The sequence below is a fragment of the Pseudarthrobacter sp. CC12 genome, assembly GCF_039907755.1.
GTDB classification, from domain to species: Bacteria; Actinomycetota; Actinomycetes; order Actinomycetales; family Micrococcaceae; genus Arthrobacter; species Arthrobacter niigatensis.
Genome location: NZ_JARDJH010000017.1, coordinates 22516 through 34985 on the forward strand (window position 1 = coordinate 22516; position 12470 = coordinate 34985).

Annotated in this window: 13 protein-coding genes and 1 tRNA gene; 9 read left to right on the top strand and 5 right to left on the bottom strand. The window is 67.5% G+C overall.

The window, feature by feature from the left end; translation table 11 throughout:
* Positions 1 to 72: 72 nt before the first annotated feature.
* Together pstB and PV772_RS12970 are read left to right on the top strand one after the other, a co-directional pair.
* On the top strand, positions 73 to 852 hold the full coding sequence (gene pstB, locus PV772_RS12965; RefSeq protein ID WP_018763202.1) for a phosphate ABC transporter ATP-binding protein PstB: 780 nt from the start codon (positions 73 to 75) through the stop codon (positions 850 to 852).
* Positions 853 to 945: 93 nt separating this feature from the next.
* Positions 946 to 1353, top strand: a complete 408-nt coding sequence (locus tag PV772_RS12970; RefSeq protein ID WP_347886404.1) for a hypothetical protein — start codon at positions 946 to 948, stop codon at positions 1351 to 1353.
* 131 nt (positions 1354 to 1484) lie between these two features.
* Here PV772_RS12970 and PV772_RS12975 read toward each other — a convergent pair whose 3' ends face one another.
* The 4 genes from PV772_RS12975 to PV772_RS12990 form a co-directional block, all read right to left on the bottom strand.
* Positions 1485 to 1892, bottom strand: a complete 408-nt coding sequence (locus PV772_RS12975) for a hypothetical protein (RefSeq protein ID WP_347886405.1) — start codon at positions 1890 to 1892, stop codon at positions 1485 to 1487.
* A gap of 168 nt (positions 1893 to 2060) precedes the next feature.
* Positions 2061 to 3071, bottom strand: coding sequence for an inorganic phosphate transporter (locus PV772_RS12980; RefSeq protein WP_141183028.1), 1011 nt, complete (start codon positions 3069 to 3071; stop codon positions 2061 to 2063).
* Position 3072: 1 nt separating this feature from the next.
* Positions 3073 to 3690 carry a nuclease PIN gene (locus PV772_RS12985; protein WP_141161397.1) on the bottom strand — a complete coding sequence of 206 codons (618 nt, stop codon included), beginning with the start codon at positions 3688 to 3690 and terminating at the stop codon, positions 3073 to 3075.
* Positions 3691 to 4004: 314 nt separating this feature from the next.
* Complete coding sequence (locus PV772_RS12990; protein WP_347886406.1) at positions 4005 to 4664, bottom strand: hypothetical protein; 660 nt, start codon at positions 4662 to 4664, stop codon at positions 4005 to 4007.
* Between the two features lie 211 nt (positions 4665 to 4875).
* On the opposite strand from PV772_RS12990, the gene PV772_RS12995 reads away from it, so the two are divergent.
* From PV772_RS12995 to PV772_RS13020, 6 genes are all read left to right on the top strand, one after another.
* Positions 4876 to 4948, top strand: a tRNA-Lys gene (locus PV772_RS12995).
* Positions 4949 to 5237: 289 nt separating this feature from the next.
* The gene (locus PV772_RS13000) at positions 5238 to 6257 is read left to right on the top strand and encodes a LacI family DNA-binding transcriptional regulator (RefSeq protein ID WP_141183030.1); all 1020 of its coding nucleotides are present in this window, start codon (positions 5238 to 5240) and stop codon (positions 6255 to 6257) included.
* Positions 6258 to 6439: 182 nt separating this feature from the next.
* Entirely contained in the window at positions 6440 to 7276 is an 837-nt protein-coding gene (locus PV772_RS13005) for a DUF4397 domain-containing protein (RefSeq protein ID WP_347886407.1), read from the top strand.
* Positions 7277 to 7389: 113 nt separating this feature from the next.
* Entirely contained in the window at positions 7390 to 8109 is a 720-nt protein-coding gene (locus PV772_RS13010; RefSeq protein WP_141183032.1) for a class F sortase, read from the top strand.
* A gap of 45 nt (positions 8110 to 8154) precedes the next feature.
* Positions 8155 to 8769 carry a sigma-70 family RNA polymerase sigma factor gene (locus tag PV772_RS13015; protein ID WP_210418890.1) on the top strand — a complete coding sequence of 205 codons (615 nt, stop codon included), beginning with the start codon at positions 8155 to 8157 and terminating at the stop codon, positions 8767 to 8769.
* Entirely contained in the window at positions 8756 to 9583 is an 828-nt protein-coding gene (locus tag PV772_RS13020; protein WP_347886408.1) for an anti-sigma factor, read from the top strand. The genes PV772_RS13015 and PV772_RS13020 overlap by 14 nt, the downstream gene beginning before the upstream one ends.
* 48 nt (positions 9584 to 9631) lie before the next feature.
* Here PV772_RS13020 and PV772_RS13025 read toward each other — a convergent pair whose 3' ends face one another.
* Entirely contained in the window at positions 9632 to 10582 is a 951-nt protein-coding gene (locus tag PV772_RS13025) for an ANTAR domain-containing protein (RefSeq protein WP_307358787.1), read from the bottom strand.
* Between the two features lie 305 nt (positions 10583 to 10887).
* Here PV772_RS13025 and PV772_RS13030 point away from each other — a divergent pair, with 305 nt between their 5' ends.
* A complete protein-coding gene (locus tag PV772_RS13030) occupies positions 10888 to 12447 on the top strand; it encodes an alpha-N-arabinofuranosidase (RefSeq protein ID WP_347886409.1) in 1560 nt (519 codons plus the stop codon).
* Positions 12448 to 12470 lie beyond the last annotated feature (23 nt).

Here is a 12470-nt window from a genome sequence, read left to right on the forward strand (position 1 = left end):
ACCAGCCGCATCTTCCGCCCACCCGTGGCGGATCCTAGACTTCAATCCATACCCAGTAAGTGAAGGAACACCATGTCTAAGCGCATCGACGTCAAGGACCTGAACGTGTACTACGGCGATTTCCTCGCCGTTGAGGACGTCAGCATCAACATCGAAGCCAAGTCCGTCACCGCGTTCATCGGCCCCTCCGGCTGCGGAAAGTCCACCTTCCTCCGCACCCTGAACCGCATGCACGAGGTCATCCCCGGCGCCCGCGTCGAGGGCGAGGTCCTGCTGGACGGCGACAACCTCTACGGACCCGGCGTGGACCCTGTCACCGTGCGCTCGCAGATCGGCATGGTCTTCCAGCGGCCCAACCCGTTCCCCACCATGTCCATCCGGGACAACGTGCTGGCAGGCGTGAAGCTGAACAACAAGAAGATCTCCAAGGGCGAGGCCGACGTCCTGGTGGAACGCTCGCTCAAGGGCGCCAACCTGTGGAACGAGGTCAAGGACCGGCTGGAGAAGCCCGGCTCCGGCCTCTCCGGCGGCCAGCAGCAGCGCCTCTGCATTGCCCGTGCCATTGCCGTGGAGCCGCAGGTGATCCTCATGGATGAGCCCTGCTCCGCCCTGGACCCGATCTCCACCCTGGCCATCGAGGACCTCATCAACGAGCTCAAGGACCAGTACACCGTGGTGATCGTGACCCACAACATGCAGCAGGCCGCGCGTGTGTCCGACAAGACGGCGTTCTTCAACATCGCGGGCACCGGCAAGCCGGGCAAGCTGATCGAGTACGGCGATACCCACACCATCTTCAGCAACCCCGTGCAGAAGGCCACCGAGGACTACGTTTCCGGCCGCTTCGGGTGAGCCATTGGCGCCGTTGGCGATCTACTGACGGGTTTAGTACGCTTATCTAGATACTTCCGGAACTAGTAGTAAGCCCGCTAAAGGAGTTTTGCCATGACGCAGACGGCCAGTGACCCCATGGGCCCCCAACTTACTGTTTCCGTACCTGAGAGGGACGCCGTGCAGGATGCCGTGGAACCGGCCCAGGCGTTTGCCGCCGCGGCGGGGCTGGCGGGGCCCCTTGCGGCCGGGCCGCTGGCGCCCGAGCTTGAACCGCATCTCTCGCTGGCTGTGGCCCCCGCTGAGGAAGAGGACGTGCTGGCCGAGGTGTGGCGCACCAGCTCCCGCCTCGAAAGCATGCAGTGGGAGCTGGATACCGCCCAGGAGTCCCTGCGGCAGGCAGTCCGCAAAGCCTCGGCAGCCGGAGTCGCGGACCATGAACTGTGCGCGGCGGCCAACCTCACGCAGGACGAACTCGCCACCGTGCTGGTGGGCGCGGCGCCCGTAACCCTGGAGCTCTAGCAAACCCTGTGGCTGGCCGTCCCCATTGGGGGCTGGGCTCGCTGCGCACGGACTGCCCCTGCACGCTGAGCCGGCCCGTCACTGCGCCGCGCGGTACGTCCAGCGCGGTACAGGGGCGCCCTGCGGAGTGGCTATTCGGGAACTTCCAGCTGGAACCCGCAGTGGCAGCGCAGGACCCGGGTGGGGAGGGCCACGGCGCTGAGCGTGCTGCCCGACCTGCCGCTGCGGTAGCAGAGCCGCTCAACTTCGAACTCCGCCTCTTCCATGGGGAAGCCGCAGTGGATGTAGTCGTCCCCGAAGAGGATGACGTCGGTCTTCCAGTGCACCTGGTTCAGCGCGGCCGCAACGTCCGTGGCGTAGGCGGTGTGTTCCTGGAACAGGTCGCAGTCGTTGCAGGTGTAAGAGACCGTGACCAGGTCACTGCATGCCGCGCCGATGGCCGTGATCGCGTGGATGGTGAGCTGGTGCTCGGTTCCGCAGGCCTCACACCGGGGCTGCCGGGGCTGTGGAAGGGGGCGCCGGGAATACGAGGGAGACATGACGCCTGCTCTTTTCCGCGTTGTGCATCCGAACCGCCGGTTGGCTGCAGCGGCGCGTCGTCCGCAGCCCTGCACACGGCGTGGACGCCGGTCCCCGGCACCGTTGACCCGGGGGCGCACTTTGAATGTACGTCACACCGGATTCCCTGTATAGGGGGAGCTGCCCGCCTACGTGGAGATGGGGGAGAGTGCCAGCGCAAGCACGAAGCCGAGGGCGCAGGTAGCCAGCGGGGTCAGCCCCCAGAGCCACAGGATCCGGATGACCAGCTTCCGGTTGGTGACCGAAAAATGCTGGTTCTCCCCTGCACCCAGGGCGCCGGCTGTGACGGTGTGGGTGGTGGAGAGGGGCCAGTGCAGCCCGATCGCGCCCACAAAAAGCATCACCGCGCTGAATGTCTGGGCCACGGAGCCACGCAGGGGATCGATCCTGGTGATCTTGTAGCCGATGGTGTGCGAGATCCGCCACCCTCCGAAAAGGGTCCCGGCGGTCATCATCACCGCGGAAAGCCCCGCCACCCAGGTGGGGATCCCGCCGTCGGCATAGCCGGCCGCCAGCAGTGCCAGCAGCAGGACGGCGCTGACGCGCTGTCCGTCCTGCAGGCCGTGGCCGAACGCCACCGCCCCCGCCGCTACGGCCTGCCCCCGGCGGAACCGCTGGTTCACCACGTTGGCCTGGGTGTACCGGGCCACCCATGTGGCCGGGTACACCAGGAGGAAGGAGCCGCTGTAGGCCACCAGCGGGGAGAGGACCAGCGGCAGGACCACCTGGAACAGCAGCGACTGGTCCACGCCGGCAACGCCCGGGCCTCCGATGGCCAGGCTCGCAAGCCCTGCACCGGCAAGGCCGCCCACCAGGGCATGGGTGGAGGACGCGGGAATGCCGCGCCACCACATCAGGATGCCCCATGCGCACGCGCTGGCCAGGCCGGCCACCAGGATGGACAGTCCGTCGGTGCCGGCCGGGAGGCTGATCCAGGTCCGGCTGACGGCGACGGCGAGCAGGGCGCTGAGGAGGGCGCCGACAAAGTTGAAGAACGCGGCCAGGAGGATGCCCACGCTGGGGGTGAGGGCCCGGTTCCGCACCGCCAGGGCCACTGAGGTGGATGCGTCGCGGAAGCCGTTCAGGAAGGCAAACGCCGCGGCCAGCAGGACCACCGCGCCGAAGATGACTGCCGCCACGTCAGGATTCCTTGACGATGATGCTGCCTACCTGGGTGGCCACCCGCCGCATGTCCTTGGTGACCTCCACCAGCTGGTTGGCGATGTCGCGGTTGCGGGAATACTGCGCCCACTTCATGTCCGCAATCATGTCCGCCACCCACACGCGGTGTGTGCGCTCCGCCCGTTTGGCGAGGCGCAGGATCTCGATCCAGTAGTCCTCGAGGTCGTCCAGGTCATTGAGCCTGCGCATGGCGTCAACGGTCAGTTCGGCCTGCCGGCTGATGATCTCCAGCTGGTCGGCGGCGCGTTTGGGGAGACGGTCAAGCCGGTACAGGGCCACCAGTTCCGCTGCCGCGTCCATCTTTTCCATGGCCTCGTTGAGGTACCGGGACAGGGCGTACATGTCCTCGCGGGGGAGGGGGTTTACGAAGCTGGTGCGCATGTGGGTCAGCAGCGCGAAATGCAGTTCGGCGGACTTGGCCTCGATGTTGTGCATGTCCTCGACGAGCTTGGCGTGCTCGTCCGCGGGTACGCCAAGGATCTCGGCCAGGGTGGCGGTGGCCAGCACGATCTGTTGTGCCATCTGTGAGAGCAGGTTCAGCCCTGCGGGCTCCTGTGGAAAAAGGCGCAGCTTCACGTGTTTACCGGTCTCCAGGGACTTATCAAGGCGGGGGTTGCTGCCGTGTGACTTGACGGCGGCGGGCAACTGGGGATTACTCTACCGGCCCGTAACTGCACCCCGGAATCGGCCACCTGGAAGAGGGCAGAAAAATGGTGCCGAACCGGATACGCCTCTCGGCGGTAGGCCGCTCTAGGCGGCTAATTGTTGAAGCCCGGGGGTTTCGCGGCTCGGCACCGGTTTCAGTCTTCTACTTCACCCGGCCCAAGTCAATCTTGACAGCGGGGGCTTGGTTCGTCCCGGAAATCCGGTCCGCCGGCTCCAGCCGGGGCTCAGTCCAGTTCGCCCAGGCGCCACGCGTTGGCGGCATGTTCCAGGTCCTCGGCGGTCTTCACCAGCTGGTGGGAGTTGCGGGTCAGCTTGCTGGCATGGGCCTCGTTGGCGTGTTCGGCGCCGTCGGCGAGGCTGGCCTGCCCGAGCGCCACGACGCGGCAGAACGCGGCGGAGCGTTCCAGCGCGACGTCGAAGTCGCCGTCGAATGCGCCGGAAAGGATGGCATCCGCCATGGTGCGCATTTCGTCGGCGCCCGGTGGCTCAGCCGCGCCGGCCACCACGTTGGATACCTGGGCGGTGTCCCGTCCCGCCCGGAAATAGACGCTGATGCGCTCAGGGTCCTGGACGGTGGCGGCGCGCAGCGCGTAAAGCCGCCACAGTGCGCCGGGAAGTGAGCGGGCGGGGCTCTCCGCCCACATCTCGGCGATCGCGTCCAGCCCCTGTTCGTCCGCGAGCTTGACCAGCCGTTCGGTGATCACGGGATCGTCGCTGTCGCGGCCATGGCGGACCAGTGCCTGCGCGGCAAGGTGGGCGGCCTCGGACACGCGGGCGGGATCGGCCCCGCCTGCGAAGGGCTCGAAGTCAATCGGCGCGAAGGGCTTGGGCTTATGGTGCCGGTTGCTGCCGCCGTACGGAGTGTGTCCTGCTTGCTCGCTCATGCCCCCACGCTACTCCTGTGCCGCCGCGGAAATCGAGCGTCTTCAGGGCTTGTCCGCTGGCGGCGGGAAGGCCTGGAACCGTGGGGTGGAAAGGTTCGACGGCGGCGCCCGGCGGCGTGTGCGAAGTGGCTGGAACCATGGGTTAGAGTATTAACGTCCAGAAATGGATTGGGCCGTACGGGCAGGCACAGCGTGTTTGACCGGCCGGCAGGGGCCTTTAGCTCAGTTGGTAGAGCATCGGACTTTTAATCCGTGGGTCGTGGGTTCGAGCCCCACAGGGCCCACCCATCAGGACTACGAAGGTCCGCCGCTAGCGCAGGCGGGCCTTTCCTTTTAACCTCTTCCGGACCCCAGCTTCCATCCCGGCGGCAACCCGCCCAAACCCCCTGATGTGTTCCGGCGGGTGCATGGTTCAGCTGGCGGGGTCGTACTGGAAAGCCCGCACCTCCTGTGCGCAGCGGCAGGCCCTGGCGATTTTCGCGGCCCACCGGGCAGCTGCGGCGCAAGGATTCCTCCGGAATCGCCAGCCCATTTGCGCACGCGGGGCACCGGGGTCACAGGCACAATAGGCTCATGGCAAATACCAGCAAGGGCCGGATGCCGCGCCTGGAAGACGTGGCCAAGGTGGCCGGCGTCTCCCACCAGACCGTCTCCCGCGTGGTGAACCACCACCCCAATGTCAGCAAGGCAACCCGGGAAAAGGTGGAGGCAGCCATCGCGGAACTGGGATACCGGCGCAACACCGCAGCCCGGAGCCTGGTTACGCGGCGCTCGCAGACCATCGGCGTGCTGGCCAGTGAGCTTTCCCAGTACGGTCCGGCCAACACCCTGCTGGGCGTTGAGCATGCCGCCCGCAACGCCGGCTACTTTGTCAGCATCGCTGCACTGCGCGAGGTCAGCCGGGAAGCCATTTCCGACGCCGTAGGCCACTTTATGGACCAGGCCGTGGACGGGATCGCGGTGCTGGTGCCGCACGCGGACACCCTCGCCGTGCTGGAGCAGATGAACCTTCCGGTGCCCGTGGTGGCCGTGGGCTCTGCTGGCAGCGCGAAGGTGAGCGGGGCCATGGTGGACCAGCGTGCTGGCGCAAGGCTCGCCGTCGAGCATCTCGTCGGGGAAGGCCACCGGCAGATCGGGCACATCGCCGGGCCGCCCGACTGGACGGACGGGGCAGAAAGGGCGGAGGGGTGGCGGGCCGTCCTCCGGGAGGCAGGCCTGGATGAATCCCTCCTGGTGGAGGGGGACTGGAGCGCGGGGAGCGGCTACGCGATCGGCCGCCGGCTTGCGTCCGGACTCACGGCGACAGCCATCTTCGTGGGAAACGACCAGATGGCGCTGGGCCTCCTGCGTGCGTTCACGGAGGCAGGCGTCAAGGTGCCCGACGACGTCTCCGTGGTGGGTTTCGACGACCAGCCGGAAGCCGGGTACTTCACGCCGCCGCTGACCACCGTCCGCCAGGACTTCGAGGAACTGGGACGCCGCTGCATGGACATCATGCTGGAGGAGATCGAGTCCGGGGCTGCGGTGAGCTCCACCGTGGTGCCGCCGCAACTGGTCCTCCGCGCCAGCACCGCCTCCCCGGCCTCGTCCTAGCGGCGACGGAAGCCAGGGGGCCAAAAGCCAGGGGCGCCGCAAGCCCTTGGGCGGGACGCAACACTGCGGCAGGAAAAATCCAAAAAAAATCTCCATGAATCTGCATCCAAATCCGTGCTCGCGGCGGTAGTAGGGGTGTCAGAACAAAACGCCCGGCAGCCGGGCCTTTCAAGGAGATGGACATGCGCAAAACGATCTTCACCGCAGGTGCCGGTGCGGCAGCCATTGCAGCCGCAATCGCTCTGGCCGGTCCCGCCAATGCTGCAGAGGGAGACGCCCAGCTCTCGGTGCTGCACGGGGTCCCCGGACTGACCGTGGATGTATGGGTCAACGGCGACCGCACGCTTGATGATTTCGCCCCGGGAACCCTTGCCGGGCCGCTTGCCCTCCCGGCCGGCACCTACGAAATTGCCATCACGGCAGCCGACGCCGCGGACGCCTCCGCCCCGGCGATCGGTCCCGTCAGCGTCAACCTGGCCGCCAATGGAAACTACACTGCCGCGGCCCACCTGGGCGCGGACGGCAAGCCCACGGCGAGCCTGTTCACCAATGACGTCTCCCAAATCCCGGCGGGCAAGGGCAAACTGACGGTCCGGCATGCCGCGGCGGCACCCGCCGTCGACGTCCTGGCAGGAGGTACCGCCGTGGTCACCAACCTGGCCAACCCGAACGAACAGACCCTTACCCTTGATCCGGGAACGGTTCCTGCCGCGGTCGCCGCCGCCGGCACCACCACCCCGGTGATCGGCCCGGCGGACGTCACCGTGGCCGAAGGGACGCACACCATCGTCTACGCCTGGGGCAGCCTGGTGGACCAGAACCTGAAGCTCGCCGTGCAGACCATCGAAGGCCTGCACACGGCTCCGGCATCCGTGCCAGGTGCCCTTGGCGGCTCACCTGACCCCGGCAGGGCAGGCTCCGCAGTTGCCACTGCCGGGTTCAGCCTTGCAGCCCTGGCGTTGCTGGCCGGCGCTGTGGGCGTAAGCCGCGCAGTCCGTACCCGGCGTGCGGAGCTGTAAGCGGCGCCGCTGATTGACCGTCAGGCGCAGGGGCCCGGCCGCTCACCCGCGGACGGGCCTTTGCGCCGGGCCATTTCCTGTCCAGTGACATGTTCCCGGGAAGGGCGGAAGCAATGAACGCACGTACGACGCCGGCGGGTGGGTACCGCCGTCGGCATTCCTTCAGGAGCGTGGCAGCGGCGGTGGCAGTCGGGGTGCTGGCTCTTTCCGGCTGCGGTTCCCCTGGGCCGGACGGTTCCCCGCAGGTGTCGCCTCCAGCGGCTGCCCCCAGCCCGGCGGCTCCGTCGGCCTCCGCCCTGCCGCAGGCCCCCACGGGCGGAAGCGGCCCTGCGGTTGCGCCGCCAGGTGCCATTCAGGTCAGGCCGGCCACCCTGCCGGCCAGTGCCGCCGTGCCGGCGCCCACCACGCTTAGTGTGGCGGGCACCGCCATCGACATGCCGGTGGTGCCCGGGGGAGTATCCGCCGGGGGAGCGATGGAGATTCCGGACGTGTTCGACCGCGCCGCGTGGTACAGGTTCGGCCCGGCGCCCGGGGCAGCCGAAGGCGCTGCCGTTATCGCCGGCCACATCGACACAAGATCGGACCGCGCGCCGTTCTCCGCGCTGAAGTCGGTCCCGGCCGGAACCATCATCCGGGTGGGAAGGGAAGGCGCTCCCGCTGTCACCTACCGGGTGGTTGGCGTGGAACTGATGGCGAAGGACAGGCTCGACGGCGGGTCCCTTTTCAGGCGGACGGGTCCACACGAACTCAAGTTGGTTACCTGCGGCGGCACATGGCTGGACGAGCGGATGGACTACAGCGACAATGTGATTGTTACCGCAGTCCCTGCCTGAGCCGGCTCCGCCATGAACCGGTTCGTGCCCGGCCAGTGGACCGCAATGTATCTCGTCGCCGAAGCCGGGAGGGAGCCGCCCGTGACGCTCCCCGGCAGTGACTCCCCTGGATGGGATGACGGGCTGACTGCATCCTTCCTGTCCGGCGATGAGCAGGCGCTGGCGGCGGCCTACCGCGAGTTCGCGCCACTGGTGCACACGCTGGCCCTGCGGTCCCTGGCGGACCGGGCGGCCGCAGACGACGTCACCCAGGAGGTCTTCATCCGGGTATGGCGCTCGCGGAACACCTTCAATCCGCAGGTGGCCCGGCTCCCGGCCTGGATCGTTGGAATCACCCGCAATGCCATCACGGACGCCCAGCAGTCGTCCGCCCGCGAAGCGCTCAAGGCCTATGCCGCTGCGGGCGCCGGGATGGCAACGGAGGCGGGGGCGGGGATGGAAGCGGCGGAAACGCTCGCCGACCGGCTGCTCCTGGACGGCGAACTGGAGCGGCTGGGTGAGCCCCAGGGCTCCATCATGAAGCTTGCCTTCTACGAGGACCTGACGCACGAACAGATCTCGCGGAAACTGGACCTGCCGCTTGGTACCGTCAAGAGCCACATCCGCCGCAGCCTGACGCACCTAAGAAGCAGATTGGAGGTAGACCATGCCGCATCTTGATCCGGAACAGTTGAGCCTCCTGGCGCTGTACGACGACTGGGATGACCCGGATGGCCGGCAGCACCTCCTGGTCTGCTCTCGGTGCGCCGCCGATTACGCTGCCCTGCGCCGCACCGTGGAAGCGGTAAAGACAACGCCTGACACCAGCCGGCTGTCCGTTCCCGGGCCCCAGGTCTGGGCCGGAATCCACCGCGAACTGGGCCTCGGGGAGCGAGTCCGGGAGGACCCGCTCGCGGCTGCGGCTCCCCAGGAGGCAGGCGCCGGCACGGATGGTATGGCAACTCCCGCTGCCACGCCGGCACCCGCGGCTGGGACGTCGTCGAACGTTGTCCGGCTGGGTACCGGAACGAAGGGCGCGCCCACCAGGGGTGCCCGCGGCGGGACGGCATGGTGGCAGCATCCAGGCACCTGGCTGGCCACGGCGGCAGCTGCTGTCCTGGTGGTTTTCGGCGCCGTCTGGGCCTTCGACCGGCCACCCCAGCCGCAGGAGCTGGCCGCAGCCCGGCTGAGCCCCCTCGCGCAGCACTCGGCGGCGGGGTCGGCCAAGGTGGTGGCGGCCGCAGACGGTTCGCGCAGCCTGTATGTGAGCCTGGACAAGGATGAGGCCAAGGGGTACCAGGAGGTTTGGCTCATTGCGCCGGACCTCTCCAAGCTGGTGAGCCTGGGGGTCATGAACACCACGTCGGGAACGTTCCAGGTGCCGGCAGGCCTTGACCTCTCCCAGTACCCGGTGGTGGACGTGTCCGACGAACCCATGGACGGCAATCCGGCCCACTCCAGCGTCAGCATCGCCAGGGGCACCCTCACATCCTGAGCTGCGCCGGGGCGCCCCGGGAGTGCCCCGTCGCAGTGCGTTTGCGGGTCAGCGGCCGAAGTGCGGGTGCGGCGCACCTTCGGGCAGGCGCTCAAGGATGTCTTCGGCCACCTTGCGGACCTTGATGTTCCGGTGGCTCGAAGCCTTGGCAAGGATGGAGAAGGCCTCCTGGTAGGAGCACCTGTTCTGGGCCATGATCACTCCGCACGCCACGTTGATGGAGGTGCGGCTGTCCAGTGCCGAGCGGAGGTCGCTGGCCAGCGAGCGTGCAGTGTGCAGGTTGATGGCCATCTGGAGGCTTCTCGTGGCCAGCTGCGCGAAGCTTCGTGCTTCGGCAATGGCCTGGAGTGGGAAGGCTTTTGCGTCCTGGGCGAAGAAGGCGAGGGCAGCGCTCGACTGGCCGAGGTTGCTGGTGCCGGGGACCCCGTCGTCGGAGGGAAGATCAGCGTCCAGGCGAAGCCTGACGGCAAGGGTGCTGCCGAAGCCGGCCGCCTGCAGTTGGCTTGAGTACTGCCGCCACCGGAAATCGCCGTTGCGTTGGAGGACCGCCACGGGGTGGCCGCCGGACATCACATCGGTCACCGGCCCCTCGGCCCTTTCCCGCTCCCAGTCGAGCAACCGGACTACCTCGTCGGTGGTGCCGGTGATTACAGCCCCGCGCTTGGGCTGCAGCAGCACCAGTCCGCAGCCCACATCGATTCCGGCGGTCCGGACCACGTGGACAGCCGATGCTGCCACCAGCAGGTCCAGGGAATCTGCCAGGGTCTGGGCGCCGTTCACCAGGTCAAGAAGAAGGGCGTTGTTCCGTGGAGCCGCCCGTACTTGGCTGGCAGCGGAGGGCAGGGGGGAATGCCCGCCGCGGCGGGCCAGACGGGCCGGAGGGCCGGCGACGGCTGGGGGAGAGCCCTTGGTCTCGAAGGACTCCTCGTCGCCGGCCCCGCCTATTACCCGGGTCCGGTGGACCGGGAAGCTTGGGCCTATATGTTGTGAGTGATGCATACCAGTCTCGAACCCCCCTAGTGAGACAAGTACCGAGAGCCTGGAGGCCTTGTCTCTGTGAAAAACCTAATTGCCCTCCTGCCTCCGGTGAATGCGTAGCTGGTACCTGTTTTTCCGATTAGGTAGTACTTGGAGACTGGCTGTTCGCCGCCGACCTGGACGTTGCCGCAGGTGAGGTGCTCCTTGGCCCGCTCCTGACGCGCAGGAGCCGTTGCGCAGGATGGCCGGCGGCATCCTTGACGCTGGCAGCGGCACGGCAAACAATGTTTCTATAACGTTGTAAATTGATTGCCGAGGATACCTTCGTGACCCAGCCACAGCCCGCCGCAGCAAAAATCACCATTGATCCGTCGTTCACCGTGGGTCCCGTCCGTCGTCGTACGTTTGGCGCGTTCGTTGAGCACCTTGGCCGGTGCGTGTACACCGGGATCTTTGAGCCCGGGCACCCGGCGGCCGACCAGGACGGCTTCCGCAAGGACGTCCTGGAACTGACCCGCGAGCTGGGCGTCACCACCGTCCGCTACCCGGGCGGCAACTTCGTCTCCGGCTACCGCTGGGAGGACGGCGTGGGTCCGGTGGACCAGCGTCCCGTCCGCCTGGACCTGGCCTGGCATTCGACTGAACCCAACACCGTGGGCGTGGACGAGTTCGCCAAATGGTCCGCCAAGGCGGGCGTGGAACTGATGATGGCCGTGAACCTGGGCACCCGCGGCATCCAGGAGGCACTGGACCTCCTGGAGTACTGCAACATCGACGGCGGGACAACCCGCTCCGAACAACGCCGCGCCAACGGGGCCGCCAACGGCTACGGCGTCACCATGTGGTGCCTGGGCAACGAGATGGACGGCCCGTGGCAGATCGGCCACAAGAACGCCCTCGAATACGGCAGGCTGGCCGCGGACACCGCCCGCGGAATGCGCATGATCGACCCCGGCCTGGAGCTCGTTGCCTGCGGCAGCTCCAGCCCCGCCATGCCCACCTTTGGCGAGTGGGAGCGTGTGGTCCTCACCGAAACCTATGACCTGGTGGACCTCATTTCCGCGCACCAGTACTTCGAGGACACCGGCGACCTGCAGGAACACCTGGCCGCCGCGCACAAGATGGAAGCCTTCATCCACGACCTGGTGAGTCACATCGACCATGTGAGATCAGCCAGGAAGTCCAGCCGGCAGGTGAATATCTCCTTCGACGAATGGAACGTCTGGCACATGAGCCGCGAGGCGTCCAGGGTCCCCACCGGCAAGGACTGGCCGGTGGCACCCGCCCTGCTTGAGGACAGCTACACGGTGGCGGATGCCGTGGTGGTGGGCGACCTGCTGCTCACGCTGCTCCGGAACACCGACCGCGTCCACTCGGCCAGCCTGGCGCAGCTGGTGAACGTGATCGCACCCATCATGACCGAACCCGGCGGCCGGGCCTGGAAGCAGACCACCTTCCACCCGTTCGCCCTGACCTCGCGGCACGCATCCGGCACGGTGCTGCAGCTCGCCGTCGAATCCCCCCCTGTCAGCGGAGGTACGACGGCCGACTTCGCCGCCCTGTCCGCCGTCGCCACGTTTGACCGGGAAAAGGGCGAGGCCGTGCTGTTCGCCGTGAACCGTTCGGCGCGCCAGGCGCTCACCCTCGACGCCGCAGTGGGTGCCCTGGGTACCGTGCGCGTGCTGGAAGCGGTGACCTACGCCAACAAGGACCCCTACTGGCAGGCCAGCGCCGATGACTCCACTTCCGTCCTGCCTTCCGGAAACGCCACGGTAAAGGCCGACGACGGGCGGCTCACCGCTGAGCTCCCGGCAGTCTCCTGGTCCATGATCCGGCTGGCTGTGGGGTCCCGACGTACCTGGACGCGATGCCGGAAGCCCTTATGACGACGACGCCCCGCAGGTGGGAG

Excerpts from the sequence above, each read along its gene's own strand:
- pstB (WP_018763202.1), top strand. The coding sequence starts at position 73 with ATGTCTAAGCGCATCGACGTCAAGGACCTGAACGTGTACTACGGCGAT.
- PV772_RS12970 (WP_347886404.1), top strand. The coding sequence starts at position 946 with ATGACGCAGACGGCCAGTGACCCCATGGGCCCCCAACTTACTGTTTCC.
- PV772_RS12975 (WP_347886405.1), bottom strand. The coding sequence starts at position 1,892 with ATGTCTCCCTCGTATTCCCGGCGCCCCCTTCCACAGCCCCGGCAGCCC.
- PV772_RS12990 (WP_347886406.1), bottom strand. The coding sequence starts at position 4,664 with ATGAGCGAGCAAGCAGGACACACTCCGTACGGCGGCAGCAACCGGCAC.
- PV772_RS13000 (WP_141183030.1), top strand. The coding sequence starts at position 5,238 with ATGGCAAATACCAGCAAGGGCCGGATGCCGCGCCTGGAAGACGTGGCC.
- PV772_RS13005 (WP_347886407.1), top strand. The coding sequence starts at position 6,440 with ATGCGCAAAACGATCTTCACCGCAGGTGCCGGTGCGGCAGCCATTGCA.
- PV772_RS13010 (WP_141183032.1), top strand. The coding sequence starts at position 7,390 with ATGAACGCACGTACGACGCCGGCGGGTGGGTACCGCCGTCGGCATTCC.
- PV772_RS13015 (WP_210418890.1), top strand. The coding sequence starts at position 8,155 with ATGTATCTCGTCGCCGAAGCCGGGAGGGAGCCGCCCGTGACGCTCCCC.
- PV772_RS13020 (WP_347886408.1), top strand. The coding sequence starts at position 8,756 with ATGCCGCATCTTGATCCGGAACAGTTGAGCCTCCTGGCGCTGTACGAC.
- PV772_RS13025 (WP_307358787.1), bottom strand. The coding sequence starts at position 10,582 with ATGCATCACTCACAACATATAGGCCCAAGCTTCCCGGTCCACCGGACC.